Origin of the sequence: Achromobacter sp. ACRQX (assembly GCF_022346505.1) — a bacterium.
Classification (GTDB): domain Bacteria; phylum Pseudomonadota; class Gammaproteobacteria; order Burkholderiales; family Burkholderiaceae_B; genus Achromobacter; species Achromobacter animicus.
On the sequence record NZ_JAKRML010000047.1, the window covers coordinates 1 to 25,876 of the forward strand.

The following is a 25,876-nucleotide window of genomic DNA, read 5'->3' on the forward strand; positions in this document are numbered from 1 at the left end:
CGGTTGCACATAGACGGGCAGGGGCGGGGGTGGTTCGGGACTGCGGTCGACCAATGCGAGGTTTGCGTTGGCGGGGTCGCCGTCGTCGTACCCGGGCTGATAGGTGGATGGAGCCGGCGCCTGCTGCGTGGAATAAACGTTCGCGCCGGATGGAACCGGCACCTGCTGCGTGGAATAGACGTTCTGCGCGGCAGCGGCCGCGCTGGCCGCCAGGAGCGCAGCAGTGGCCAGGGGGCGCAAGCGGGCGATCTGGAAGGATGGGTTCATGAGAATGTCCTTTGCGCAGCAGGTCCGCGGGTCAATAGCCGCGATAGTAATAATGCGGGGCGGGATACGCCGGGTAGTAGTAATAATGCGGCGTGTAATAGACCGGCGCGGGTCGGTAGTAGGCCGGCCGGGCCGGCACAACCACGCAGCCGCTCAGGGCACTGGCCATCGCTATCAACAACAACACAAGCTTCTTCATATTTCGGCTCCTGCCGGGCGCAAGGCGCGAGATACGCCTTTCCTGCGCTCATAGGGATTAGGCCACGGCCGCGGGGTCGAGTTCGGGACTGTAATCGTTCCGAAACAGCTTTCGCGTGACCAGTGATTGCGCCTGCGTGACGGTCGATGTCGTTCGTATCAATGTCTGCGGACACGCGTGATTTGCGTCGCAAAAAGAAAGGGACCGCATGATGCGGTCCCCTGTCGCCGTGATCGCCCGCGGCAATGCGCGCGGGCGCGACGTAAGGTCAGTTCCAGCGTCCGCCGTTGCCGGCCAGGCTGAAACGGCCGGCGCCCATGAAGGCGATGGCCAGTCCGGTGAAGAGGAACATGCCTTGCAGTTCAAGCGCCCAGCCGCCGTTGTTGGTCATGCTGGCAATGCTGCCGCTGTGCGCCAGCAGGATGGCGACAACCATGTTGATGGCGATGATCAGACCGCCCAGACGCGTGTAGACGCCGATGATCAGCAGGACAGGGGCAATGATTTCGCCCACGTAGACGCCGTAGGCCAGGAACCCGGGCAAGCCGTGGGAGGACAGCATGCCGCTGATGCCGCCGACGCCGCCGCCGGTCAGTTTGGCCAGTCCATGGAGCAGAATCAGAATACCGAGGGTCAGGCGCAGGATCAGCTTGCCGGTGTCATCGGACTTGATCATGGTGAGTTTCTCTTTTGATGGTTAAGGGGGACAGTGCGCCGAGTTGGAACGCACCGCTTGCCTTTGGTTCCGTGCCCGCCGCACATTCGAAAAATCCAGCATACGGGCGTACAGGCGGCGCCATTATGGCAAAGCCGGTGTAAAACCCACAAGCTTTGCGCGCAGTCGGTGGCCGGACGCCTGCCCAGGCCAGTTAAGATGTGTCCCCAATGAACAAGCAGCTGAAAGTCTCATTGGCGCTGACCCCCTGCGGCAGGCGTGCGCCCCAGCCAGATCGCCCGTATTCGTCCCTGCCTTTGACGGCAAAGGAGCCGCGCCGCGTTTCGCCGCCGTCCAGGAGCCATAAAGCATGACGGAGCTGGCCTACGCCTATCTTGCCCCCTCCGACATCGCCCAGCGGCAGGGCCAGGCCGACCTGAACCTGGCCACCAGCGGCGGTCTTGCGCCGTCGGGCGCGGTGGCGCATCCCTTCTTCTTCTCCGGATTTGTCGCGCAGCCCGCCGTGGTGGCGCAAGCGCTGCTGATGCTGGCGCGGGTGGCGCGCACGCGCTTCTACGTGCCGCCAAACACGCTGGCAGCGGTGCTGCGGGCGGCGGATCCGGTCGTGACGTCCACGCCCGAGGGCCTGCGCTTCGAGTCCTTCAGCGTGTGCTGCGGCGTGTACGCGCGCCTGGACGTGGACGTGGCGGCGCTGGACGCCACGCACCTGGCGGCAGGCGTCACCAACGTGGACGTGAATCCGCCGCTGCGCCAAGCGCTGGCGGGGCTGCGCCCGTCGGAGGCCCTGCACCTGAACGTGGGTAGCGATGCGTTGCGGGTGACGACGCAGGCGGGTGAGATCGTCGAAGAGAAAGTGCCGCTGCCCGCGCGCTGGCTCAAAGGCTTTGCCGAGACGCAGATGCTGTCGGCGGACATGGCGTGCCGCCACGCGCTGACGGGGCCGGCCTTGCGTCAGTTCGTGCAGGCCTTGCCGCGGTCGTCGGCGACCAAGACCGTGATGTGGGCGACGCAGGCTGCCCGTTCGCTACGGCTGGCCACGCAGGCCACGCCCGGCGCGGTCTGCGTGGCGGGGCCGGAACGGCTGCGCGTCCTCGAACCCTTGCTGCGACATGCCACGGCGCTGCGCGCGTATGGGGCCGATGTGGCGGCAGGGGCGTTGCCGCTAGCCAGCGCCTGGGTGCTGGAGTTGCCGGGTGCGCGGGTCACGCTGGGCCTCAGCCCGGAGAAATCGCGCGGATTCTCGGGCGAGGGGGCGGTGCTGCATCGGGTCGCGGGCGCAGATGCGAATGAGGATGCGGCGTTCGTATCGACGCTGCTGGCTTTCGAGCCGCGCATCGATATTGCGCGGCTGGCCAAGCGGGCTCTGCTGCCGGATTCGCAGATCCTGTCCGCGCTGAGTGTGCTGGCGTCTTCCGGCCAGGTGGGCTTCGATCTGGCGGCCGGCGCGTATTTCCATCGGCCGCTGCCGGTGCAGGCGGGCCTGCTCGATACGCTGCATCCGCGGCTTGCCGACGCACGCAAGCTGGTGGCCGGCGGTGGCGTCCAGCGGGAAGGCGAGGGGCAGTACTCCGTACAGTCGGCGCAGCAGCGCTACCGGGTTGCGCTGGGCGCCGAGCCCGTCCTGGACCGATGCACCTGCCCTTGGCACGCCAAATATCAAGGCACGCGCGGGCCCTGCAAGCACACGCTGGCGGTACGCCTGTTTCTTGACCCGCTTAATGCATCTGGAGCCGACGCATGACCCTCTGCCTGACCGAACGCCGTGCGGCGCTGCGCGAGGCCGCCGCCGGCGGCGACGCGGCGGATATTGCGTCTTTTGCGCGCGCACTGGATGGCGCGAACGAAGAGGATCGCGCCGCGCTGGCCAAGACCTTGCCGCCATCCCGCCTGTTCAGCGCGGAAGGTCCCACGCCCCGGGCGTGCTTTGTGTTGGCGGCGTTGGGCAAGCCCAAGCCCGTGGCGGACACGCTGGCGCCCGCGGACATGGTGCGCAAGCGCGAATATGCCGGGCGACACGTCGAGATGGCGCCGGCTGTCACCGAAGCCGCGGCGGGCCGGGACGCGCCGTGGCGCGCCGCGTTCGTCGAGCTGCTGGCGGAGCAGCGCTGGTGGGCCGAGGATCTGGCCTGGCCGGTATGCCACGCGCTGGTCCGGTTGGACGGCGATGCGCCGTTACCCATGCCTTATCTGCGCTGTTTCGTGCAACAGGTCAGCGCCATCGGCGGGGACGGACAGCTGGACGTGGATCATGGCCAGTGCATGGCCGCCTATCTGCAGACGCACCCCGATCAGATCGAGCGCGAGTTCTGGGCCCTGTTCCGGGTTGAGGGCATGGGCGCCGATTACCTGCTCATGGAGCGCACCGGTCCCGCCTGGGACGCCGCCGTCCTCACGCTTTGCCAGGACACCCCCGCGTTCCGCGACCGCCTGCTCGCCGAATCGTTGGAAGCGCTGCTGCGCGATTTTCCAGCGAAGACCATTGCGTGGTATTTGCGCATGCATCGCCTGGCCGATCCGGCCTTGCATGAGATCGCGACCCGCCAGCACACGTACTTTGCCGTGCTGGGCACAACGCCCAGCACGGCGGTCGGACTGGCGCTGGACATGCTCAAGCGCGCCACCGGACAGTTGGATGTGGACGCGATGATCGAGGCCGGGTCCGCCGTTTTGACCCGTTCGGAAAAGAAGCTCGTCAAGGCCCAGCTCGAGCTGTTTGCGGCGCTAAAGACAGATGCCGGCCAGCAGGATCGCGTCTCGCGGATCGTGGGCGACGCGCTGGACGGCATGCCGTTGGACCTGGCGTCGCTGGCGCGCAAGCTGGTGACGCCATCCCGCGAAACGCAGCCGGCCGAGGCCAGCGGTCAGGCGCATGGTCAAGCGCGCGCCAAGGTTGGCGGCGACTGTGCATCGCAGGCGATCACGATGCCGGCGCCGCGCCGCAAGCCGCTGCCGGATCTCCCCGAGCAAGCGCCCGGCATCTGCGGCGACGAGGAATTACACGCGCTGATCGCGGCGCAGTTCGAGGGCACCGGGCACGGCGCCGACTTGCCGCGCATCTTCGATTACCTGGCCGTCCGTCCGCACCAACCGCTGCCCGAGGCGTTGCAACACCGCGCCGCCGAGATCATCGAGTCGGTGTGGGAGGAACGCGACGCGTCGCCGCGCCGCCTGCTGGCCGCCGCGCTGCTGGGCCGGGAAAACGTCAGTTTTCGAGGCTATGCCCGGTACGTCGTGGCCATCGCGGGTAAGCCGGATCCCGTCGGCGTGGCATTGCAAGAACAAACGGTCTCCAGCAGCCGCTACGACGCAGAGACTGGCGACTGGAAGGCCGATGAAACCTGGACTTCCCGCTGGGGCTACCAATACCTGCCGACGCATTCGCCGCTGGCCTTGCTGGCCGGCGTCATTCACGACCTGCGGTCGAGCCGGGCGCAGGGCACGCCGTTCCGCCCGCCGGTGGCCGTCCCCGCGCAGCGCGTCGTGTGGGAGCGCGTGCTTGCCGAGCCGGGTGATGGCACGTTTTCGCGAGACCTGGCCGTGCTGGGCGATGGCGCCAAGCCGTTCTGGATGGCGACGGGCGCCGCGGCCTTCACGTCGCCGGCCCTTGATGTCGCCGACGTGCCCGCCGAATTCACTTTCCGCGCCCAGGAGGCGCGCGAGCAGGATGGCTACGACCAAGTCGTGCAATGGACGGCCTGGCTGCTGCAATCCAACCCCGACACGTTGGCCGCGCATTTCCATCCGATGTTGTGCGCGGCGGTGCAGGTCATCAACGTGCGCGGCCTGGGGCCGCTGCTGACGGCGCTGGGCGCGTCCCGGTTGCCGCCCGGCGAGCCCGTGTACTCGGCCTTGGCGCTGGCCGCATCGGCGAAGATGGCCGAACAGCGCGCACAGGCGGCTGAGGCAATCGCGCGGCTGGCCGACGCCGGTTTACTGGACCCCGCGCCGTTCGCCGCGCAGATCGCGGCGCATCTGGCGCAGGGCTTCGCCCTGGCCGGACGGCTCGCGCAGACGTTGGCCGACGCCGCATCCATCAGCGCGATCACCGGCTGCCGCGCGCTCCAGACGCTGGAGGCGCTGCTGCCGCAATTGCTCGATGCCGAAGGCAAGCCGCTGGCCCAGGCCGGCAAGCTCATCGAACTGGCTGCACGCCTGTCCAACGACTACGGTATGCCGATCGTCTTGCCCCCCACGCTGGCGGCGCGGCGCAAGGGCGCGTCCGTGCTGGCGGTAACCCTGCGCAGTCTGGAAGCCGTCGCGCCGCGCGTGACGTCGTTGGCCACAACCGCCGCTGCCGCCGCGCAGCGATCTCTCGAAGGATAGCCCCTCGCATGACCCCCTACAAAAACCTCTGGGACTTCTACCGCGATACGGCGCGGCTGATCGAGGAGGGCGCAACGTTGCGCACGCTGTACGACGCCATGCTGGGCGTGCAGTCGGAAGACATGCGCGCGGTGCAGGCCTCGCCCAAGCGCTTGCGCGAGATGGCGCAGGGCTGGTCCCAGCGCCCGAATTTTTTGCCGATCCGCCTGAACGAGCTATTCAACGGGCTGCAGGTCGACCCTACGGATGACTACGTGCTGGCGATGGTCGGCGGGCTGGGCGGACGGCAGGAACAGGAAGTGCGCCTCTTCATGCTGCGCCACGATCATGCGCTGCGCGATGGGGCGTTCTGGCGGATCTTCGAGGTGGAGGGCGGCGGCGAGATCTCGCTCGCCAACATCGACAAGTTCTCGCGTGAGGAATTGAACTGGCACAACACGGTCGTGCTGCTGACCAACGAAGGCACGCTGGATCGTCGGCGCGTGCTGCGCAGCTGCCTGGAGGCGCTCAACCGGGATTTCTCCGCCTATCGCGCCGGCTGGTTCTCGCGTCTGTACGTAACGCTGGCCCCCGCGCCCGACGAGGCAGCGGCGGACCAGCCGCTGCTCCGCCAGAGTCTAGGCTCGCCGATCACGGCCACGGTCGCGCTGGCCGTGAAGCAGTTCGAAGCGCTGCACAAGCAGGGTCTGCTCGACGCCGCGCCTTTCGTGGACGCCTGCGGCGGCGCTTTCTCGGGTTCGAAGGCCGCGGCGGTGTCTGTGGTGCGCCTCCTGGAGGCGCTGGGCGCGCAGGCGCGTGCCGAACCCGAATCCGTGGCGCAGGCGCTGGCCTTGGGCCTCGCGCATCCGCATGCCGACGTCCAGCGAGCGGCGGTGAAGGCTCTTGCGAAGCTGGGGCGGACAGACCTGGCGCAGCAGCAGCGCGACGCGCTGGCGCCGGCGGTGGCCGTCCTGCTGCCGGATGGGGCCGCGGAAGGCGCCCATGCGCATCTCCCGTCAAACATGCCGACCGGCTTGCCCTCGCCCGGGCCGCTGCGCCCGTGGACCGACACTGACGCCCTTGAACGCTATGCGGCGCTGCTGGAAGCGCCCGCCGACGTGCTGGAATTCGAGCTGGCGCTGGCGTGGCTGGCAACGTCCGGACAAGTGGCTGCCACCGTCGCGCCCTTGGCCAAGCGCGCACGCCAACTGGCGGAGCGCGACGCCCAGCACTACGCGGCGGCACTGCTGCTGGCGGCGCACGATCCCAAGGCCCCATTCCTGCCGCAAAAGTATTGGCAGAAAACCACCAGCCAAGTCGTCAACGGCGAGTGGGTGTATGAGAACGTGGGCGAACCCCAGCCGCTGCCGAGCGCCGAGCAATCGTCCCTCCTGCCCAGCTTCATTACCCGCCTGCGCGAGGTGGTCGAGATCGTTCAAGGCAGGGCGCCGCGCCGGCCGCTGCTGGCCACGCCCACCGACACGCAGGGCTGGATCGACGCCGATGTCCTGCTGGCCCGATTCGCGGCAGGCAGGGACAGCGGCGCGCCGCTCCCGGTGGATCTCGTGCAGGCCTTGTTGCGCGTACATCCCGAGGACCGCGCGAGGGTGGTCGAGGCGACCGGCGGCGCAGGGTCGCAGATCACCGATTCGGTGCGGATCGAGTGGCGCAGCCGCGGATCGAGCGCCTTGAAGGCCGATGGCTCGCCGCAGTGGGTGTGGTGGAGTCCGGTGGTCCATGCCGAGCCGGCCGAGGCGCCGACGGCCACGCAGCCAGCGCTGATTCCGTCAGGCCCGCCGCAGCACCAGGAAGGCGTCGACGCCCACGCGCTGGTCTGCGCCGAACTTGGTCTGGCCAATCCGGCATCGACCCTGCCGCTGGCCGCGGCCAGCGTGGAGATCATGAACGCGGCGGCGGGCGATGAGGCCGAGCATCGGGCGTCTGCCGTCTTGCGCGTCCTGGCCGTGCATCCGGGCGTCTGGCAGCCGGAAACGGTCCAGTTGCTGGCCCTGGGAATGTCGGCCAAGCAGGCCGAGGTGCGCGCGCAAGCGGTGGAAGTCTTTGCGGCCGCGATCCCGCACCGCGTGGACGCAGCGGTCGCGGCGCAAGCCTACGCCGCCTGCGCGCCGGCGATCGTGCTCACGCGCTGGGCGGCGTCCTTCACCGACGCGGCGACGCTGGCGCCTGCTGCCGTCATCGCTGTGCTGAGTGGCCTGTTGCCCCACCTGGATCACAAAGCGCGCGGTATCGGATCGTTGCTTACGGTGCTGCTGGATGAGTCGCTGCGCCATTCGCATCCTGTCGCGGATGCGGACCTGCGCGGCTGGCTGGCGGGCTTTACCGGCGCGTCAGCCGCGGCCAAGGCTGCCAAGGCACTATTGGCGCTGAAGACGCCATAGCGCTGTCAGTGCCCGCCGGGCGGAAAGAACGCCAAGGTGTAAACCCGCCTTCAATCCGCTTCGGCAGCAATTCGCTCAGAACTCTTCCAGAAAGCGCATGCGAAAGCGCCGTCCCTTGATGTTGCTGTTGGAAATGCGCGAGAACGCCTGCTTGGCGATCTGCCGGTCCAGGGCCACGTACGAGTTGAACTCGGTGATGTTGATCTTGCCGACCTGCTCGAACGTCAGGCCGCCGTCGCCGGTCAGCGCGCCCAGCAGGTCGCCGGGACGCAGCTTGTCCTTCTTGCCACCCTGGATGCTCAGCGTGACCATGGGGGCGCGAAGCGGGCGGTCGGCCTTGGGGCGCAGCGATTTGAGGTCGGCCCACTTCAGCGGCGCGCCCTGGTATTGCTCGATCAGGTTGGCCCAGCGCATTTCCTCGGGCGAACACAGGCTGAGCGCCAGTCCCTTTTGATCGCCACGGCCGCTGCGGCCGATGCGGTGCACGTGGACCTCGGTGTCCTTGGTCACGTCCACGTTGATGACCGCGCCCAGGTTCTGAATGTCCAGCCCGCGCGCGGCCACGTCGGTGGCGACCAGCACGGCGCAGCTCTGGTTGGCGAACTGAATCAGGATTTCGTCGCGTTCGCGCTGTTCCAGGTCGCCGTTCAGCGCCTGGGCGCTGATGCCTTCGGCCTGCAGGCGTTCCACCAGATCGTGGCTGCGGATCTTGGTGTTGCAGAAAGCCAGCGTGGACACCGGCCGGAAATGCGCCAGCAGCTTTGCCACCGCATCCAGGCGTTCACCTTCGTTGATCTCGTAGAAAATCTGCTCGATGCGGCTGGCGTCGTGCTGCGCCTCGACCTTGACTTCGGCCGGGTTGCGCAGGAACCGCGCGCTGAGCTTGCGGATGTTGTCGGGGTAGGTGGCCGAGAACAGCAGCGTCTGGCGCTTGGCGGGGCAGTGCGAGGCGATGGCGACGATGTCGTCGTAAAAGCCCATGTCCACCATGCGGTCGGCTTCGTCCAGCACCAGCGTGTTCAGTCCCGACAGGTCCAGGCTGCCGCGTTCCAGGTGGTCCTGGATGCGGCCGGGCGTGCCCACCACCAGATGCGTGCCGCGGGCCAGCGATTCGGCCTGCGGCCGGGCTGCGGCGCCGCCGCACAGCGTCAGGATCTTGACGTTGGGAATCAGGCGCGCCAGCCGCCGCAGCTCTTGCGCGACCTGGTCGGCCAGTTCGCGGGTGGGGCAAACCACCAGTCCTTGCGGGACCAGGCGGTTCACGTCCAGGTTCTGAAGCACGCCCAGTCCGAACGCGGCGGTCTTGCCGCTGCCGGTCTTGGCCTGTGCGATCACGTCGCGCCGTTCAAGAATCAGCGGCAGGGCCTGCGCCTGGATCGGCGTCATCTGTTCGAAACCCAGGGTTTTCAGGTTTTCAAGCAGGGGCGGCAGGAGGGGGAGGGAGGAGAAGGCGGTGTCGGTCACGGCGGGGCGGATCCCGCAAGGGATCGGAAAAAGGCTGAGTTGCGCGCTAGTGTAAAGCCTGAGTCGGTATGATCTGCCGACGGGCATGGCCGGCTGCGGGGCGGGCCTGACCCGATCACAACAAGCAATCGACGCCAGGGTGGATCATGTTCGACAAATTGAAGGCGCTACGGGAAGGCGCGGCCGTCAAGGCAAAGGCGCTGACCAGCCGCACGGCAGGCGCGCTCGAAAGTTCAAAAGCCCAGTTGGGCGAGGCCGCGGCGAGTGCGCGGGCCAAGAGCCTTGAGCTGGCGGGCGCCACGGCGGAAAGGGGGCGTGAACTGGCAGGCGCCACCGCGGAAAAGGGCCGGGAATTGGCCGGCGCCACGGCGGAAAAAGGCAGCGCGCTTGTTGAGCAGCATTGGCAGACCATCGAGCGCGTGACGGTCGACGGCCTGCTCAGCGTGTCGGCCGAAAAGCTCAAGGATGATGCGATGGTCAAGGACGTGCTGGAACGCGCTTACGAGGCGTTGCCCACCGTCATCAGGCTGGTCCTGCCCCGGGAACGCTATCTGGAAATCGTCATCCAGAAGAAGCAGCCGCTGCTTGCGAAGATTGAAGGGGCACGTAACCGCCGTCAGGAGCGCGCGCAATCGGGCGCCGCAAACAAGGACCGCGACGGCTGATTTACGGCGTTACGCGGACGCCTCATACGTCCCCGCCAGCGCCCGCGCCGCCTCCTGCATGCGCGGCAGCCACGCCCGGGCGCCATCGATCGACAACCTGGCCACGGGCGCATGCAGCGCCACGGCCGCAATCGCCCGCGACCCGTGCAGAATCGGCACCGCCATGCAGACGATGCCCAGCAGGAATTCCTCCCGGTCGAAGCTGGCGCCTTCCTTCTTGATGACCCGCAGCTCTTCTTCCAGCGATGCCACATCGCACAGCGTGTTAGGCGTGTAGCGCGGCAGTTGCGCGGCGGCCAGCATGCGCTGGCGGGTTTCACGGCGCATGTAGGCCAGGAACAGCTTGCCGCTGGCCGAACAGTGCAGCGGCACGCGCGATCCGGATTGCAGGTTGACGCGCAGCGGCCAGGCGGTTTCCACGCGGTCCAGGTAGATGACCTCGTCGCCGTCGAGCATGGTGCAGTTGCAGGTCTCGCCGATTTCGTCGACCAGGCTGTCCAGGATCCGATGGCGCTCGCCGCGCAAAGGCGAATTGAGCAGCGTGTCGCGGGCCAGCGCACCCAGGCGCGGGCCGCTGACATAGCTTTTACCGGCGGGCTCGCGCAGCAGCATGCCGGCATCGACCAGACGCGACAGGATCCGGAGCACGGAGGGTTTGGGCAGACCGGTGGCCTCGGTCAGTTCGGCCAGCGACACGGGCTGGGCCGAGCGCGCCACCTGTTCCAGCAAGGTCAGCGCGCGCAGGGCGGCGGAGGATTCGTCTTTCATCTTTCAATAATTGAGATTTCAGCGATCGGCTGCCCATCCTCGCACAGAAACTGCAGAAAATGGAACGCGCGGGGGTGGGAAGCCGCGGGTTTCTGGCGCAGTATCGGATCACACCGGCCAATCAGCAATCGGACAAGCGCCGGCCCGCCAGGAGAGAGACCATGAGCAGCAAGCAACACATGACCCCCAGCGAAGCGTTTGTCGAGACGCTGGTCGCGCAGGGCGTCAAGGATGTCTTCGGCATCGTCGGTTCGGCCTTCATGGATGCGCTGGACCTGTTTCCCGCGGCCGGCATCCGCTTTGTGCCGACGGTGCACGAGCAGGGCGCGGCGCATATGGCCGACGGCTATTCGCGCGTGACCGGCCGGCACGGCGTGTGCATTGCACAAAACGGCCCCGGCATCACCAACTTCGTGACCGGCGTGGCGGCCGCCTACTGGGCGCACAGCCCGGTCGTGGCGATCACGCCCGAGACCGGCACGTCGGGCATGGGGCTGGGCGGCTTCCAGGAGACCGAGCAGCTTCCGATTTTTTCGCGCATCACCAAATACCAGGCGCACGTGAACCGGCCGGATCGCATGGCGGAATTCACTGCCAAGGCGTTCGACAATGCGATGGCCGAACGCGGCCCCGCGCAGTTGAACATTCCGCGCGACTATTTCTACGGCGAGATCGACGTGGCCATCCCCGAGCCGCGCCGCATCCGCCGGGGGCCGGGATCCGAAGAGGATCTGGAAGCCGCGGCGCGCATGCTGGCCGAGTCCAAGTTCCCGGTCATCGTGGCGGGCGGCGGCGTGCTGTTCTCGGACGGCCAGGCCGAATGCGTGGCGCTGGCCGAGCTGCTGGGCGCGCCTGTCGTCACCAGCTATCTGCACAACGACGCCTTCCCGGCCAGTCACCCGCTGTGGTGCGGCCCGCTGGGTTACCAGGGCGCCAAGGCGGGGATGAAGCTCTTGTCGCAGGCGGACGTGGTGCTGGCGCTGGGCACGCGGCTGGGGCCCTTCGGCACCTTGCCGCAGCATGGCCTGGAATACTGGCCGCAGAACGCGCGCATCATCCAGGTCGACGCCGACCACCGCATGCTGGGCCTGGTGCGCCCGGTATCGGTGGGCATCTGCGGCGACGCCAAACCGGCCGCCGCCGCGTTGACGGCCCGGTTGCAAGCGCGCGATGTCGCCTGCACGCGCACCAAGGAAGGACGCGCCAGCGAGATCGCCGCCCAGAAGGCCGAGTGGGAACAGGAGCTGGACAGCTGGTCGCACGAGCGCGACGACTGGAGCCTGGACATCATCGAGCAGGGCGGCGGCCGCATGCACCCGCGCCGCATGCTGCGCGAGCTGGAACGCGCGATGCCCAAGCATGTGATGGTGTCCACCGACATCGGCAACATCTGCTCGGTGTCCAACAGCTACCTGCGTTTTGACGAGCCCAATTCCATGCTCGCGGCCATGAGCTTCGGCAATTGCGGCTATGCGCTGCCCGCGCTGATCGGCGCCAAACTTGGCCGGCCCGACCGCCCGGCGGTGGCCTACGTGGGCGACGGCGCCTGGTGCATGAGCTTCCAGGAACTGCTGACCTGCGTGCGCGAGCAGATCCCGGTGACCGCAGTGGTATTCCACAACGGCCAGTGGGGCGCCGAGAAAAAGAACCAGGTGGACTTCTACGGCCGCCGCTTCGTCGGCAGCAACCTGCTCAATCCGAATTTCTCGGAGCTTGCGCGGGCCATGGGCGCCGAAGGCATCCGCGTGGAACATGCGGACCAGGTCGGCGCGGCGTTGCAGGCCGCGTGCCAGGCGCAGCTGGAAGGCAAGACGACCGTGCTGGAAATGATGGTCAGCCAGGAACTGGGCGATCCGTTCCGCCGCGATGCGCTCAAGCAGCCGGTGCGCTTCCTGGACAAGTACCGCAAGTACGTGAACCAGCCGTTCCAGGCGGGCGAGGTGCCGCTGCCGATCGACCCGGTCGGACGCTGACCGGCGCGCGCGGCGCGGATCGGGGCGAGTTCTGTCGTCCTGATCCGCGCCGGTCATTCACCCGGCCGCCGCACGCGCGGCCGCGGCAGGAGCGAAGACATGGCTTTCGACCGTTTGTTCGAGCCGCTGCGCGGCGCCGCGCTGGCGGCCGGGCGGCTGCGCACCGCGGTGGCGTATCCGCTCTGTCCCGTCAGCGTGCGCGCCGCCGTGCAGGCCAGCGAGGCCGGCTACATCGAGCCGGTGCTGGTTGGGCCGGCCGGCCGCATCGCCGCGCTGATGGCGCAGGAAGGGCTGCGTGCGGGCTCGATGGAAATCATCGACACGCCGGACGACGAACTGCTGGCCGCCCGCGCCGCCGCGGCATTGGCCCGCGATGGCGCGGTCAGCATGCTGATGAAGGGCAGCCTGCACACCGACCATTTCATGTCCGCGGTGGTGACGCGCGAATCGGGACTGCGCACCAACCGGCGCATCAGCCACGCTTTCGTGATGGCGGTGGCGGCCTATCCGAAGCTGCTGATCCTGACGGATGCGGCCGTCAACATAGCACCGTCGCTGCAGGAAAAGGCGGACATCGCGCAGAACGCGATCGACCTGGCGCGCGCGCTGGGCGTGGAGCGGCCGAAGGTGGCCGTGCTGTGCGCCACCGAATCGGTGAATCCGGCGATGCCGGCCACGCTGGATGCCGCGGCGCTGTCCAAGATGGCGGACCGATCGCAGATCCGCGGCGCTGATATCGACGGACCGCTTGCGTTCGACAACGCGATCTCGCGCGAAGCAGCCGACCAGAAGGGGATCGTGTCGCGCGTGGCGGGAGACGCGGACATCCTGCTCGTGCCGGACATCGAGGCCGGCAACATGCTCTACAAGGAACTCACGTGGCTGGCGGGCGCCGGCGCGGCGGGCCTGGTGCTGGGCACGCGAGTACCGGTGCTGCTGACGAGCCGGTCCGACTCCATGGAGGCACGCGTCAACAGTTGCGCCGTCGCAGCGCTGTACGCGCACGCGCTGGACAGTTGACAGCGGGAGCCTGGCACCACCAAGTCTGGCGGTTTGGTACTAAGCGCGCATCCGGGGGATGACTACGCTAGACCGCAAGCCATCCATGAATGGTTCACGCGACAACATCAAAGGGGTAGCACATGCGCAGCGCAAGACTAGGCCTGGCCACGATTCTGTCAGTGTTTGCAATGGCGGGGGGCGCCGCCGCGGCGGATGCACCCAAGGCCGGCGGCACGCTTGTCATCGGCTCCACGCAGGTGCCCCGGCATCTGAACGGCGCAGTGCAATCGGGCACCGCCACCGCGCTGCCCAGTGCGCAGCTCTTTGCCAGTCCGCTGCGCTACGACGCCGACTGGAATCCGCAGCCTTACCTGGCCGAGTCGTGGGAACTGGCGCCGGACGGCAAGTCGCTGACGCTGCACCTGCGCGGCGACGCGATCTTTCATGACGGCAAGCCCGTGACGTCCGAGGACGTGGCGTTTTCGATCATGGCGGTCAAGCAGAACCATCCGTTCCAGACGATGTTCGCGCCTGTCGACAGTGTGGAAACGCCCGACGCGCGCACCGCCGTGCTGCGCATGAGCAAGCCGCATCCGGCCATTCTGCTGGCGCTGTCGCCGGCGCTGATGCCCGTGCTGCCCAAGCACATCTACGGCGACGGCCAGGACTTGAAGACGCACCCGCGCAACTCCGCGAACGTGGTGGGTTCCGGGCCGTTCATCTTCAAGGAATTCAAGCCGGGCCAGGAGATCGTGCTGGAACGCTTCGACAAGTTCTTCATCAAGGGCAAGCCGCTGCTGGACCGCGTGGTGGTCAAGATCAATCCCGATGCGACCAATCTGCTGATCGGGCTGGAGCGCGGCGACATCGGCGCGCTGCCGTTCATGACCGAGCCGACGATCCTGCGCCGCGCCAAGGACAATCCGTCCATCGTCATGACGAACAAAGGCTATGAAGGCATCGGCGCACTGAGCTGGTTGGCGTTCAATACGGCGCGCAAGCCGCTGGACGACGTGCGGGTGCGCCAGGCCATCGCGTACGCGACGGACAAGGGCTTCATCACCAAGGCGCTGAACGCAGGCTTTGCCGCGCCGGCGCACGGCCCCATCGTGGGCACCAGCCCCTTCGCCAGCGACGACGTGAAGAAATACCCGCTGGACCTGAAGCAGGCGGAAAAGCTGCTGGACGAGGCCGGCTTCAAGAAGGACGGCAAGGGCGAGCGCATGACGCTCACGGTGGACTACATGCCGGGCAGCGACGTGCAGGGCAAGAACGTCGCGGAATACCTGCGCAGCCAGTTGAAGAAGGTGGGCATCAACGTGCAGGTGCGCGCCTCGCCGGATTTTCCGACCTGGGCCAAGCGCATCGCCGGCAAGGACTTCGACATGACCACAGACATCGTCTTCAACTGGGGCGATCCGGTCATCGGCGTGCATCGCACGTACATGTCGTCCAACATCCGCGACATCATCTGGACCAACACGCAGTCCTACAAGAATCCGAAGGTCGATGCGCTGCTGGAACAGGCGGGCACCGAGACCGACGCGGACAAGCGCCGCGCGCTGTATGGGGAATTCCAGCGCCTGGTGACCGAGGACGTGCCGATCGACTTCCTGACCGTCATTCCGTACCACACGCTGTCGTCCAAGAAGGTGCAGGGTCTGCCGTCCGGCATTTGGGGCCTGCTGTCGCCGCTGGATGAAACCTCCGTGCAGTAGCGGGAGCCGACATGCTGCGATATCTCTCGCGCCGCCTGGTCTACGCCGCGATCCTGCTGCTGGCCGTGGTGACGCTGAACTTTCTGCTGATTCATATTTCGCCGGGCGACCCCGTGGAAACCATCGCGGGGTCGATGGGAGGGATCAGCGAAGAACTGCGCGCCCAGCTGCGGGTGCAGTACGGGCTGGACAAGCCGTTCCTCACGCAGTTGGGCATCTACCTGGGGCAGGTCGTGCGCGGCGACCTGGGCTACTCCTACTTCTTCAACGTGCCGGTCGCCCAGCTGATCTGGGACCGCGTGCCCGCCACGCTGCTGCTGGTGGTGACGTCGGTGACGGTGGCGTTCCTGATCGGCACGCTGCTGGGCACGCTGGCCGCCAGGAAGCCCAACGGGCTGCTGTCGCAAGGCATCACGCTGCTGTCGGTCGTGGGCTATTCGGCGCCGGTGTTCTGGACCGGCATCATCCTCATCATCCTGTTTGCCTCGGTGTGGCCGATCTTTCCGGTGTCGGACATGCGGTCGGCGGGCGGTCCGCAGGACGGCTGGGCGGGCGCGCTGGACGTGCTGCATCACCTGGTGCTGCCCGCCTTTACGCTGGCCTTCGTGTACCTGGCGCAATACAGCCGGCTGGCGCGGGCCAGCGTCATGGACGCGTTGCAGGCCGATTACATCCGCACCGCGCGCGCCAAGGGGCTGCCCGAGAACACCGTGCTGTACAAGCACGCGCTGCGCAACGGGGTGCTGCCGGTGGTGACCATGCTGGGCCTGCAGTTTGGCAACGTGCTGGCCGGGGCGATTCTGGTGGAGACGGTCTTCAACTGGCCCGGATTGGGACGCTTGGCGTTCGACTCCGTGCTGCGCCGTGATTATCCGACGCTGCTCGGCATCCTGCTCTTTGCCTCGTTGCTGGTCGTGGTGATGAACCAGCTTACCGATCTGGCGTATCGCCTGATCGATCCCCGGATCAAGACATCATGAGACCCGCACCCATTGCGCTGCCCGGCGCCGCCGGCGCCGACGCCCGGCCCAAGCCGCCGCCCCGGCCAACCTATGAGGCGCTGCGCGTGTTCGCGCGCAACCCCAGCGCGCTGGCCGGCGTACTGCTGCTGGCGACGATCCTGGCCATCACGATCTTCGGGCCGATGCTGATGCACGCCGACCCGTTTGAAATCGCCGCGGCGCCCATGGAGCCGCCCGGCGGCGAGCTGCTGCTGGGATCCGACTACCTGGGCCGCGACGTGCTGACCGGCATGATCTACGGCGGCCGCGCAACGTTGCTGGTGGGCGTGGTGGCGGCGGTGCTGTCCATGGCCATCGGCATCACCGTTGGCGCACTGGCGGGCTATTACGGCGGCTGGGTCGACGAGACCCTGATGCGCATCACCGAGTTCTTCCAGGTGCTGCCCACCTTGCTCTTTGCGATGGTGCTGGTGACGCTGTTCAGCCCGTCGCTCGCCACCATCGCAGTCGCCATCGGCGTGGTGAGCTGGACCGGCACGGCGCGGCTGGCGCGCGGCGAGTTCCTGCGGCTCAAGCGGCGCGAGTATGTCCTTGCCGAGCGCGTGATCGGCGCCGGAGACGCGCGCATCATCTGGCGCGTCATCCTGCCGAACGCTTTGGCGCCGCTGATCGTGTCGGCCACGCTGGCCATCGGCACGGCGATCCTGTTCGAGGCAGGGCTGTCGTTTCTTGGCTTGGGCGATCCCAATGTGATGAGCTGGGGCTTGATGATCGGCAGCAACCGCCCCTACATCCTGACCGCCTGGTGGGCGGTAACGCTGCCCGGCGCAGCCATCTTCCTGACCGTGCTGGCCGTCAGCCTGATTGGCGACGGTCTGAACGATGCGCTCAATCCAACGTCGCGAGGCCGTGCATGAACGCCGCCGACATGGCCCCCGTGCTGGAAGTGGACGGCCTGAGCCTGGAATTCCGCACGCGCGGACGGGCGGCCGAAGTGCTGAGCGACGTGAGCTTCGACCTGCGTCCCGGCGAAACGCTGTGTCTGGTGGGCGAATCCGGCTGCGGCAAGAGCATGACGGCGCTGGCCATCATGCGGCTGATTCCGCCGCTGGCGCGCGTGGGCGCGGGCCATGTGCGCCTGCGCGGCGCCGACCTCGCCATGCACGATGACGAGGCGATGCGCCGGGTGCGGGGCAACAACATTTCGATGATCTTTCAGGAGCCGATGACGGCGCTCAATCCGGTGTACACGGTGGGCGACCAGATCGGCGAGCCGCTGCGCCTGCATCAAGGACTGTCCAAGCGCGACGCACGCGAGCGCGCCATCGAGATGCTCAAGTCTGTGGGCATCCCATTGCCGGAGCGCCGCGTGGACGATTATCCGCACCAGCTTTCCGGCGGCATGCGGCAGCGGGTGATGATCGCGATTGCGCTGGCGTGCGACCCCGACGTGCTCATCGCCGACGAGCCCACCACCGCGCTGGACGTGACGGTACAGGCGCAGATCTTCGACCTGTTGCGCGAGCAGCAGGCGCGCCGCGGCACCGCCGTGCTGCTGATCACGCACGACATGGGCGCGGTGTCCGAGATGGCGGACCGCGTGGTGGTGATGTACGGCGGGCGGGTGGTGGAGCAGGGCAGCGTCGGCCAGATCCTGGCGCAGCCGCGCCATCCGTACACGCAGGGCCTGATCGCCTGCCTGCCCGAACTGGACCGCGAACCCGATGACGTGCGGCCCGACCTGCCCGAGATTCCGGGCGTGGTGCCGTCGGTGTGGGAGCGTGGCGTGGGCTGCCCGTTCGTTGACCGCTGCAACCGCGCCATGGCGCGTTGCAGCCGCGAGTTTCCGCCCATGACCGTGCTGGATGGCGGGCAGGGCGTGTCCTGTTGGCTTTATCCGGAGGCATCGCAATGAGCCAGGCGCAATCGTCATCCCTGTTGTCGGTGCGCGACCTGTCGGTGCATTTTCCGGTGGGCGGGCGCGGGCGCGATGGCAAGCCGGTGGTGGTGCGGGCGGTGGACGGCGTGTCGTTCGACCTGGAGCGCGGCCGCACGCTGGCCATCGTGGGCGAGTCGGGCTCGGGCAAGACCACCACGGCGCTGTCGGTGCTGCGGCTGGCGGACCCCACGGGGGGCAGCATTCACTTCGACGGCAGCGATCTGACCGCGATGCGCGGTTCGGCGCTGCGGCGGATGCGGCGGCGCCTGCAACTGGTGTTCCAGGATCCGTACTCGTCGCTCAATCCGCGCCAGCGCGCCGAGGAGATCGTGCGCACGCCGCTGGACCTGATGGGCATCGACCCGCCCGGCGGCCGCGAGGCGCGCGTGGCGCTGATGTTCGAACTGGTGGGGCTGCGGCCCGAACAGCGGCAACTGTTTCCGCACCAGTTTTCCGGCGGGCAGCGCCAGCGGCTGAATATCGCGCGGGCGCTGGCCAGCGCGCCGGACCTGATCGTCTGCGATGAGCCTGTGTCGGCGCTGGACATCGCCATCCGCGCGCAGATCCTGAATCTGCTGCGGCGCATCCAGCGCGAACAGGGGCAGTCGTTTCTTTTCATCTCGCACGACATGGCGGTGGTGGAGCACGTGTGTGACGACATCGCCGTGATGTATCTGGGCAAGATCATCGAGCGCGCCTCGCGGCGGGCGTTTTTCTCGCGGCCGCTGCATCCGTACAGCGTGGCGCTGATGTCTGCCGTGCCGACCGTCAAGGGCGGCCGCGAAACGGCGGCGCGCCGCGTCAGGCTGACCGGCGATCCACCCAGCCCGGTCAATCCGCCGCCCGGCTGCCGCTTCGCGGGACGATGTCCGGCCGCGCAAGCGCTGTGTTCCACCCGTGAACCTGAATTGCGCGAGGTGGCGCCGGCGCATCACGTGGCCTGCCATTTTGTCGAGACGCGCGATGGCGTGACGGTGTCGCCGTTGCAAGGCTGACGGGCTTGCCGATGTGCGTGTCCCGATGTGCGTGTCCCGATGTGGGCGTACCGATCTTCCAGACTGACAAGGAACCCCGATGACCCAGCCTTCCGGCTCCACGACGCTTTATCTCGCCCGATCCATCCTGACCATGAACCCCGCGCAGCCGCACGCCACGCATGTTGCCGTGCGCGATGGCCGCATTCTTGGCGTGGGCAGCCGGGAGGATCTGGCCGGCTGGGGGCCGGCAGAAGTCGATGACCGCTTCGCGGACAGCGTGCTGATGCCGGGCCTGGTGGAAGGCCATTGCCACCTGCCCGAAGGCGGCATGTGGAAGTTCGTGTACGTGGGCTTTTACGACCGGCGCGGTCCGGACGGCAAGCTCTGGTCCGGCCTGAAAAGCTTTGCGGAAGTGGCGGCGCGGCTTCGGGATGCCGAGGGCGCGCTGGCGCAGGGCGAGACGCTGATCGGCTGGGGCTTCGATCCCATCTTCTTCGGCGGCGACCGCATGAGCATTCATGACCTGGACGCCGTGTCGGCGGAGCGGCCCATCGTGGTCATGCACGCCAGCATGCACCTCATGAACGTCAACTCGCCCATGCTGGCCCGGGCGGGCATCGATCGCGACACCGACATCGAGGGCGTGACACGGCTCGGTGATGGAAGACCCAGTGGCGAGCTCTGCGAATTTGCGGCCATGTTTCCGGTCATGCGGCTGATCGGCAGCCCGTTCCGCACGGTCGGCCTGACGGAAGAAGGGCTGCGGATGTTCGGCAAGGTGGCGCAGTGGGCCGGCGTGACCACCGCGACGGATTTGGTCAATGAGTTGAATGATGAAGGCCTGGCGACGCTGACGCGGGTGACGGGTGAGCCGGATTATCCGGTGCGCATCGTGCCCGCGGCCTCGGCGCTGACCTACGCGGGCAACGCGGCGGGCTGCTTGGAAAAGCTGGCGGCCGCGCGGCGGCTGAATCACGGCAAGCTGCATCTGGGCATGGTGAAGCTGGTGGTCGATGGATCGATCCAGGGCTTCACGGCACGCGTGCGCTGGCCCGGCTATTTCAACGGCGCGCCCAACGGCATCTGGGTCATCGCGCCGTCCGAACTGGATGCGATGGTGCAGACCTATCACGACGCCGGCGCGCAGCTTCACATCCACACCAACGGCGACGAGGCCACGCAGCTTGCGATTGAAGCCGTGGACCGCGCGTTGCAGCGCACGCCGCGGCGCGACCATCGCCACACGTTGCAGCATTGCCAGATGGCCGACGCCGCCCAGTTCCGCCGGATGGCGAGCCTTGGCATGTGCGTGAACCTTTTCGCAAACCACATCTACTACTGGGGCGACGCCCACTACGCGTTGACGATGGGACCGGATCGCGCCAACCGCATGGACGCCTGCGCATCGGCCGCGCGCGCAGGGGTGCCGTACGCCATCCATTCCGATGCGCCCATCACGCCGCTTGGGCCGCTGTTCACGGCATGGTGCGCGGTGAACCGGCAGACGGCCTCGGGCCGCGTGCTGGGCGAGTCCGAGCGCATCGGCGTCGACGCCGCCCTGCACGCTATCACGCTGGGCGCCGCGTACACGCTGCATATGGACCATCTGGTGGGCTCGATCGAGGTCGGCAAGTACGCGGACTTCTGCGTGCTGGCGGACGATCCGTCCGAGGCCGCGCCGGAATTCTTGAAAGACCTGAAGGTGCTGGGCACGGTCATCGGCGGGCGTCCGCTGCCGCTGCGGGAGGCCTGACGTGGCGCGCATTCCGCTGACGGTGGTGGGCGGCTTTCTGGGCGCAGGCAAGACCACCTTGCTGAATCATGTGCTGACCGCCAGCCCGCGTCGCGCGGCGGTGCTGGTGAATGACTTCGGGCCCGTGGACATCGACGCAGGCCTCATCGCGGATCGCGCCGACAACGTGATCCGGCTGGCCAACGGTTGCGTCTGCTGCTCGATGGCGGGCGGAATGGATGATGCGCTGGCGCGTGTGCTGGCGCTGGATCCGTTGCCCGAATGGATTGTCATCGAGGCGAGTGGCGTATCTGATCCCGGTCGAATCGCGCAGGTGGGGATGGCCGATCCGCTGCTGCAACTGGAGGGCGTGGTGGTGCTGGTCGATGCGGGGGCCATCCGCGAGGTGGCGGCGGATCCGCTGTTGGCCGATACGGTGCAGCGGCAGCTTCGCGCGGCGGATTTGCTGGTGTTGAACAAGATCGATCTGGTGGCGCCGGATGCGCTGGCGGCAGTGCAGGATTGGCTGCGCGAGGCTAGCGGCGGCGCGCCCGTGGTGCGGGCGTGTGAGGGGCGGGTGGATTTGGGGGTGTTGATCGGCGTGGGTGAGGGGACGGCAAGCGGGCATGAGGCGGAGCATGGTTGCGGCCATGGCGACAGGCACGGCGATGGTTTTATCTGCGGCCACGGCCATGGCGGCCGCGTTGTCGGCGCCCACGGCGACGAGTTCGGCGGCGTTCGCGTGGGCGGACACATGCCGCGCCACGTCGACCCGTCCGATCCCGCCCATCCGTTCCAAACCGGGTTATGGCGAGCCCCCGCGTTACTGGACGCCGACATGCTCGCCGAGCGCCTGAAGCAGTTGCCCCGCGACGTGCTGCGCGCCAAGGGCTGGGTCCGCACCAGCCGGCACGGTTGGGTGCTGGTGCAATTCGCGGGACGGCGCGTGCGCTTTGACACGCAGGCGCGCGCGCCGGCGGTTCGATGCGAACCCTCGCTGGTCGTGATTGGTATGCGCGGCGTCACCAACATGCCGGCAATCGCGACGCTTCTGGACCGGGCGGCGCCGCACGACATCAATGTCGACGTCGCACTGAACGCGGCCCACGCCGTGCCGCTGCGCTAGTTCTGGTGCAAGCGATTCCCCGCGTCTGGTCCTACCCGCGCGCATGCCGCGCACGTACCTTGAGGGTTCAGCGTGGACGCATCTTGCGCCGCGCCAGCGAAGGAGGGTAGGCAATGCAACAGACCGTCACCGTGGAAATGCTGGCCGAGTTTGCGGCCGCCTGGAACCGGCACGATATCGACGCCCTGATGTCATTCATGAGCGAAGACTGCGTGTTCGAGACCGTCGGCGGCCCCGAACAGTACGGCAGCCGCCATGCCGGCCCGGAAGCGGTGCGCGCGGCCTTTGCCGCGGCCTGGAAGAACTTCCCGGACGCGCAATGGGAGAACGGCCGGCACTGGGTGGCCGGCGATCGCGGCGTCTCCGAGTCCACGTTCCGCGGCACGGCGGCGGACGGCTCGCGGGTGGAGGCCGACATGGTCGACGTGTTCACCTTCAAGGACGGCAAGATCCAGGTGAAGAACGCGTTCCGCAAGCAGCGTCCCGCCTTGCCGGCACGCGCCTAGCCGCCATCATGGATACGCAAATGTCGGCCGGTATCTCCCGCCCGGCGCCCGCGTCCGGCGCCGCCATCAACGCCTACAACCCGGCCTACGATCCGCTTGTGTCGCCGCCCGGGCAGGGCCAGGACTACGCGCCCACCTACTGGGTCGCGACGGCCGGCGCACCGCCCGAGGACGACGGGCCGATCCGCGGCGACATCGACGCTGACGTGGTGATTGTCGGCTCCGGCTTCACGGGCTTGTCGGCGGCGCTGGCGCTGGCACGCGATTTTGGCGTGAAGGCCGTCGTGCTGGAGGCCAACCGCGCGGTGTGGGGGTGCACCAGCCGCAATGGCGGCCAGGGGCAGAATGCGTCGGGGCGCCTGTATCGCTCGCAGTGGATCGAACGCTGGGGGCTGGACACGGCCAAACGCCTGGACGCGGAGATCCGCGAAGGCTTCGAGTATTGGAAGAGCCTGGTCGCGCAGGTGGACTGCGACGCGCAGCCCGGCGGCCATCTGTACACGGCGCATCGTCAGAAGAAGATGGCCTTCCTGCAGAACGAAGCGCGCGTGATGCGCGACGTCTTCGGCTACGACACGAAGATGCTCAGCCGCGCCGAATTGCACGAACGGTATGTGGATGATCGCGAGGCGGTGGGCGCCATGCACGAGCCCGATGGCGTCGGCGTACATCCGCTCAAGCTCGCTTACGGCTATCTGCGGCAGGCGCGGGCGCTGGGCGTGCGCGTCCATCCGTCCAGCCCCGTGCTGGGCTGGCGCGTGGAAAACGGCATGTACCGGCTGCAAACCCCCGGCGGCACGGTGCGTGCCCGGCGCGTGGCCTTCGCCACCGGCGGCTACACCGCGCAGGGCGTCAACCGGCTGCTGGACAACCGCATCATGCCGGTGCTGTCCAATTCCATGGTCACGCGCGTGCTGTCGGCCGAGGAGCGCGAGGCGGCGGGGTTGAAAAGCACGGTGTTCATCACCGACACGCGCACGCTGCGCTTCTACTACCGCCTGCTGCCCGATGGCCGCATGCAAATCGGCAGCCGCAGCGCGCTACGCGGTGCAGACGCTGAAAACCCGCGCCACCTTGCGCTGCTGCGCGAGGGCCTCGCCCGCAAGTTCCCGGCGCTGCGCGGTGTGGACGTGGCGTATTCGTGGTGGGGCTGGGTAGACGTCAGCCACGACATGATGCCGCGCGTCACGCAACCGGACCCGGCGCAGCAGGTGTATTACGCCTTCGGTTATGGCGGCAACGGGGTGGCGTTTTCGGCGCATGCCGGCAGGCGGCTGGCGCAACGGATGATGGGCAAGGATGGGATCGCGTGGAACCTGCCGATCTACGACACGCCGCTACCGGGACACCTGTTCGCCCCGTTCCGCCGCATCGGGCAGGGGTTGTTGTATCGCTGGTATTACCTGCGGGACGAGTTGCTGTAGCAGTACGCGGGCCTCTGGCACCTTCAAGACTTGTAGGACTGATTGAGGTGTCAGACACCCCGTCAAAACGTAGGACGGATTCAGGTGTCAGACACCCCATCAGAACGTAGGACTGATTCGGGTGTCAGACACCGTCAAGCACGAGATCCTGCGCCACCCGCCGCTGCGCGTCCACCACCTTTGCCAGCCGCGCGATGCCCGGTTCGATATGCTCCGGCCGGATCGACGTAAACCCCACGCGCAGGAAGTTCCGCGGCGCATTGGCGCCGTCCATGAAGAACACATCCCCCGGTTCGACCACGACGCCTTCGGCCAGCGCGGCTTCGGACAGCGCCGCCGCATTGAGCCACGGCGGCCCCTGCAGCCAGCACGATGACGAACCGGTGATGGGAATGGTCGTGAAGTCCGGCAGGTGCCGCGCCAACGCCTGCGCCAGTTCGGCGCCGCGCTTCTGGTAAGCCTGCGACTGGCGGCGCAGCAGCGAATGGTGATGCCCCAGCGAGATGAACAGCGAGAACGCGCGCTGGATGTACGCGGACGGGTGGCGCAGCATCAGGCGGCGCAGCGCGCGCAGCTCGGCGGCCAGCTCGCGCGGCGCGACGATGTAGCCGATGCGCAGGCCCGGCGCGAAGGACTTGGCCAGGCTGCCCACGTAGATCACGCGGCCGTCCCGGTCCAGGCTTTTCAGCGCGGGGATCGCGCCTTCGCCCCAGCGGCTTTCACTTTCGAAGTCGTCCTCGATGATGAGGCTGTCGGCCTGCCGCGCCATTGCCAGCAGGGAGGCGCGCCGCTCCATCGACAGCGTGACGGTAGTCGGACACTGATGGCCCGGCGTGACGAACAGGTAATCGCATCCGAGCAGTTGCGTCCCCGTGCGCAGCCCCTGTTCGTCCACGGGCAGCGGCAGCAGATGGCGCGTGTGGCTGGCGAAGATATTGCGCGCGTCCGGATAGCCCGGGTCTTCCATGCCGACCACGGTGTCTTCGTTCACCAGCAGATCGGCCAGCAGATAAAGCGCGTGCTGCGCGCCGACCGTGATGACGATTTCCTCGGCGTCGGCCCACACGCCGCGGCGCGGCAGCACCTGCGTGCGGATCTGTTCGATGAGCGCGGGGTCGTCGTGCGTGATGAGGTCCGGCGCCCAGCTGCGGATGTCCAGCACCGACAGCGCCTTGATGCAGCATTCGCGCCATTCGGCGGTAGGGAACAGGTCTTGGTCGAACTGGCCGTAGACGAAGGGATAGGGCTGTTTCTGCCAGTCGCGGGGCTTGGTGATGTTGCGTTGCCGCGAGGGGCGAAAGCGCAGACGCTCTTCCCAGCGCACGCCACCGGTTTCGGGCGCGTCCGCCGGTGAAGCGTCCGTCGCGGGACCCGAGTGGCCTTCCATGACGGTATCGCTGACGAAGTGGCCGCTGCGTTCGCGCGACACGAGATACCCTTCGCACACGAGTTGCTGGTACGCAAACACCACGGTATTGCGCGCGATGCGCAACTGGTCGGCGAGGTAGCGGCTGGACGGCACCGGCATGCCGGGCGGCAGGTGGCCGCTCAGGATGGCCGACACCAGCATCTGGCGCACGCGCCCCTGCAGGCTGAGGTTGGGCGCGCTGGCCTTTTCGAACAGGCGTTCCCACAACACAGGCTTGAGCATCGAGGCCTGGCTGGACATGGCTGGCTCCTTTTGACTGCGGACCTCACGGGCGCCGCGCTGCCGCGCCCGGGGTGTCCGAGTCTCAGAATAAAGGAGCCGGATGGGGGAAGGAATGCGGGATTGCCC

General features: G+C 67.6%; 20 protein-coding genes and 1 pseudogene. 15 read left to right on the forward strand and 6 right to left on the reverse strand.

What is annotated here, in order from left to right:
- From MHZ91_RS27205 to MHZ91_RS27215, 3 genes and pseudogenes are all read right to left on the reverse strand, one after another.
- Nucleotides 1–267 (reverse strand): annotated as a pseudogene (locus MHZ91_RS27205) (hypothetical protein); the annotation flags it as partial.
- Nucleotides 268–298: 31 nt separating this feature from the next.
- Complete coding sequence (locus MHZ91_RS27210) at nucleotides 299–466, reverse strand: hypothetical protein (protein ID WP_175139197.1); 168 nt, start codon at nucleotides 464–466, stop codon at nucleotides 299–301.
- A 268-nt stretch (nucleotides 467–734) separates the two neighbouring features.
- Nucleotides 735–1,142 carry a DoxX family protein gene (locus MHZ91_RS27215; protein WP_175121881.1) on the reverse strand — a complete coding sequence of 136 codons (408 nt, stop codon included), beginning with the start codon at nucleotides 1,140–1,142 and terminating at the stop codon, nucleotides 735–737.
- A gap of 349 nt (nucleotides 1,143–1,491) precedes the next feature.
- Here MHZ91_RS27215 and MHZ91_RS27220 point away from each other — a divergent pair, with 349 nt between their 5' ends.
- Genes MHZ91_RS27220 through MHZ91_RS27230 form a run of 3 tightly spaced genes read left to right on the forward strand, consistent with a single transcriptional unit; the run spans nucleotide 1,492 to nucleotide 7,843 of the window.
- Nucleotides 1,492–2,883, forward strand: a complete 1,392-nt coding sequence (locus MHZ91_RS27220; protein ID WP_239216489.1) for an SWIM zinc finger family protein — start codon at nucleotides 1,492–1,494, stop codon at nucleotides 2,881–2,883.
- Nucleotides 2,880–5,465, forward strand: coding sequence for a DUF6493 family protein (locus MHZ91_RS27225; RefSeq protein WP_239216490.1), 2,586 nt, complete (start codon nucleotides 2,880–2,882; stop codon nucleotides 5,463–5,465). Before MHZ91_RS27220 ends, MHZ91_RS27225 begins: the two co-directional genes overlap by 4 nt.
- Nucleotides 5,466–5,473: 8 nt before the next feature.
- Complete coding sequence (locus MHZ91_RS27230) at nucleotides 5,474–7,843, forward strand: DUF6493 family protein (protein WP_239216491.1); 2,370 nt, start codon at nucleotides 5,474–5,476, stop codon at nucleotides 7,841–7,843.
- 75 nt (nucleotides 7,844–7,918) lie between these two features.
- Here MHZ91_RS27230 and dbpA read toward each other — a convergent pair whose 3' ends face one another.
- Nucleotides 7,919–9,307 carry an ATP-dependent RNA helicase DbpA gene (gene dbpA / locus MHZ91_RS27235; protein WP_175186141.1) on the reverse strand — a complete coding sequence of 463 codons (1,389 nt, stop codon included), beginning with the start codon at nucleotides 9,305–9,307 and terminating at the stop codon, nucleotides 7,919–7,921.
- A 146-nt stretch (nucleotides 9,308–9,453) separates the two neighbouring features.
- Between dbpA and MHZ91_RS27240 the strand changes: the two genes are divergently transcribed.
- Nucleotides 9,454–9,972: a hypothetical protein gene (locus tag MHZ91_RS27240; RefSeq protein WP_218343585.1), complete on the forward strand. Its 519-nt coding sequence runs from the start codon at nucleotides 9,454–9,456 to the stop codon at nucleotides 9,970–9,972.
- A 9-nt stretch (nucleotides 9,973–9,981) separates the two neighbouring features.
- On the opposite strand, the gene MHZ91_RS27245 is transcribed toward MHZ91_RS27240, so the two are convergent.
- A complete protein-coding gene (locus MHZ91_RS27245; RefSeq protein ID WP_175139204.1) occupies nucleotides 9,982–10,740 on the reverse strand; it encodes an IclR family transcriptional regulator in 759 nt (252 codons plus the stop codon).
- Between the two features lie 161 nt (nucleotides 10,741–10,901).
- Between MHZ91_RS27245 and xsc the strand changes: the two genes are divergently transcribed.
- The 11 genes from xsc to MHZ91_RS27300 all read left to right on the forward strand — a co-directional run bounded on the left by xsc (nucleotide 10,902) and on the right by MHZ91_RS27300 (nucleotide 24,099).
- Nucleotides 10,902–12,713 carry a sulfoacetaldehyde acetyltransferase gene (xsc, locus tag MHZ91_RS27250; RefSeq protein WP_239216492.1) on the forward strand — a complete coding sequence of 604 codons (1,812 nt, stop codon included), beginning with the start codon at nucleotides 10,902–10,904 and terminating at the stop codon, nucleotides 12,711–12,713.
- 99 nt (nucleotides 12,714–12,812) lie between these two features.
- Nucleotides 12,813–13,733, forward strand: coding sequence for a bifunctional enoyl-CoA hydratase/phosphate acetyltransferase (locus tag MHZ91_RS27255; protein WP_239216493.1), 921 nt, complete (start codon nucleotides 12,813–12,815; stop codon nucleotides 13,731–13,733).
- Nucleotides 13,734–13,855: 122 nt separating this feature from the next.
- Nucleotides 13,856–15,433, forward strand: a complete 1,578-nt coding sequence (locus tag MHZ91_RS27260; protein WP_175139207.1) for an ABC transporter substrate-binding protein — start codon at nucleotides 13,856–13,858, stop codon at nucleotides 15,431–15,433.
- A gap of 11 nt (nucleotides 15,434–15,444) precedes the next feature.
- Nucleotides 15,445–16,413, forward strand: a complete 969-nt coding sequence (locus MHZ91_RS27265) for an ABC transporter permease (protein WP_175121872.1) — start codon at nucleotides 15,445–15,447, stop codon at nucleotides 16,411–16,413.
- Nucleotides 16,410–17,312, forward strand: coding sequence for an ABC transporter permease (locus tag MHZ91_RS27270; RefSeq protein WP_175121871.1), 903 nt, complete (start codon nucleotides 16,410–16,412; stop codon nucleotides 17,310–17,312). The genes MHZ91_RS27265 and MHZ91_RS27270 overlap by 4 nt, the downstream gene beginning before the upstream one ends.
- A complete protein-coding gene (locus MHZ91_RS27275) occupies nucleotides 17,309–18,310 on the forward strand; it encodes an ABC transporter ATP-binding protein (RefSeq protein WP_175139208.1) in 1,002 nt (333 codons plus the stop codon). Before MHZ91_RS27270 ends, MHZ91_RS27275 begins: the two co-directional genes overlap by 4 nt.
- On the forward strand, nucleotides 18,307–19,329 hold the full coding sequence (locus MHZ91_RS27280; RefSeq protein WP_239216495.1) for an ABC transporter ATP-binding protein: 1,023 nt from the start codon (nucleotides 18,307–18,309) through the stop codon (nucleotides 19,327–19,329). The genes MHZ91_RS27275 and MHZ91_RS27280 overlap by 4 nt, the downstream gene beginning before the upstream one ends.
- A 79-nt stretch (nucleotides 19,330–19,408) precedes the next feature.
- On the forward strand, nucleotides 19,409–21,064 hold the full coding sequence (locus tag MHZ91_RS27285) for an amidohydrolase (protein ID WP_239216497.1): 1,656 nt from the start codon (nucleotides 19,409–19,411) through the stop codon (nucleotides 21,062–21,064).
- 1 nt (nucleotide 21,065) lies between these two features.
- A complete protein-coding gene (locus MHZ91_RS27290) occupies nucleotides 21,066–22,169 on the forward strand; it encodes a GTP-binding protein (protein ID WP_239216499.1) in 1,104 nt (367 codons plus the stop codon).
- Between the two features lie 113 nt (nucleotides 22,170–22,282).
- A complete protein-coding gene (locus MHZ91_RS27295; RefSeq protein WP_175121866.1) occupies nucleotides 22,283–22,675 on the forward strand; it encodes a nuclear transport factor 2 family protein in 393 nt (130 codons plus the stop codon).
- A gap of 20 nt (nucleotides 22,676–22,695) precedes the next feature.
- Nucleotides 22,696–24,099, forward strand: coding sequence for an FAD-binding oxidoreductase (locus MHZ91_RS27300; protein WP_239216501.1), 1,404 nt, complete (start codon nucleotides 22,696–22,698; stop codon nucleotides 24,097–24,099).
- A gap of 124 nt (nucleotides 24,100–24,223) precedes the next feature.
- On the opposite strand, the gene MHZ91_RS27305 is transcribed toward MHZ91_RS27300, so the two are convergent.
- Nucleotides 24,224–25,768: a PLP-dependent aminotransferase family protein gene (locus MHZ91_RS27305; protein ID WP_239216502.1), complete on the reverse strand. Its 1,545-nt coding sequence runs from the start codon at nucleotides 25,766–25,768 to the stop codon at nucleotides 24,224–24,226.
- Between the last annotated feature and the right edge of the window lie 108 nt (nucleotides 25,769–25,876).

What these genes read in the sequence shown, in the direction of transcription:
- MHZ91_RS27275 (WP_175139208.1), top strand. Translation starts at nt 17,309, where the DNA reads ATGAACGCCGCCGACATGGCCCCCGTGCTGGAAGTGGACGGCCTGAGC.
- MHZ91_RS27285 (WP_239216497.1), top strand. Translation starts at nt 19,409, where the DNA reads ATGACCCAGCCTTCCGGCTCCACGACGCTTTATCTCGCCCGATCCATC.
- xsc (WP_239216492.1), top strand. Translation starts at nt 10,902, where the DNA reads ATGAGCAGCAAGCAACACATGACCCCCAGCGAAGCGTTTGTCGAGACG.
- MHZ91_RS27255 (WP_239216493.1), top strand. Translation starts at nt 12,813, where the DNA reads ATGGCTTTCGACCGTTTGTTCGAGCCGCTGCGCGGCGCCGCGCTGGCG.
- MHZ91_RS27215 (WP_175121881.1), bottom strand. Translation starts at nt 1,142, where the DNA reads ATGATCAAGTCCGATGACACCGGCAAGCTGATCCTGCGCCTGACCCTC.
- MHZ91_RS27240 (WP_218343585.1), top strand. Translation starts at nt 9,454, where the DNA reads ATGTTCGACAAATTGAAGGCGCTACGGGAAGGCGCGGCCGTCAAGGCA.
- MHZ91_RS27230 (WP_239216491.1), top strand. Translation starts at nt 5,474, where the DNA reads ATGACCCCCTACAAAAACCTCTGGGACTTCTACCGCGATACGGCGCGG.
- MHZ91_RS27225 (WP_239216490.1), top strand. Translation starts at nt 2,880, where the DNA reads ATGACCCTCTGCCTGACCGAACGCCGTGCGGCGCTGCGCGAGGCCGCC.
- MHZ91_RS27280 (WP_239216495.1), top strand. Translation starts at nt 18,307, where the DNA reads ATGAGCCAGGCGCAATCGTCATCCCTGTTGTCGGTGCGCGACCTGTCG.
- MHZ91_RS27260 (WP_175139207.1), top strand. Translation starts at nt 13,856, where the DNA reads ATGCGCAGCGCAAGACTAGGCCTGGCCACGATTCTGTCAGTGTTTGCA.
- MHZ91_RS27270 (WP_175121871.1), top strand. Translation starts at nt 16,410, where the DNA reads ATGAGACCCGCACCCATTGCGCTGCCCGGCGCCGCCGGCGCCGACGCC.
- MHZ91_RS27210 (WP_175139197.1), bottom strand. Translation starts at nt 466, where the DNA reads ATGAAGAAGCTTGTGTTGTTGTTGATAGCGATGGCCAGTGCCCTGAGC.
- MHZ91_RS27300 (WP_239216501.1), top strand. Translation starts at nt 22,696, where the DNA reads ATGTCGGCCGGTATCTCCCGCCCGGCGCCCGCGTCCGGCGCCGCCATC.
- MHZ91_RS27305 (WP_239216502.1), bottom strand. Translation starts at nt 25,768, where the DNA reads ATGTCCAGCCAGGCCTCGATGCTCAAGCCTGTGTTGTGGGAACGCCTG.
- MHZ91_RS27295 (WP_175121866.1), top strand. Translation starts at nt 22,283, where the DNA reads ATGCAACAGACCGTCACCGTGGAAATGCTGGCCGAGTTTGCGGCCGCC.
- MHZ91_RS27245 (WP_175139204.1), bottom strand. Translation starts at nt 10,740, where the DNA reads ATGAAAGACGAATCCTCCGCCGCCCTGCGCGCGCTGACCTTGCTGGAA.
- MHZ91_RS27265 (WP_175121872.1), top strand. Translation starts at nt 15,445, where the DNA reads ATGCTGCGATATCTCTCGCGCCGCCTGGTCTACGCCGCGATCCTGCTG.
- MHZ91_RS27220 (WP_239216489.1), top strand. Translation starts at nt 1,492, where the DNA reads ATGACGGAGCTGGCCTACGCCTATCTTGCCCCCTCCGACATCGCCCAG.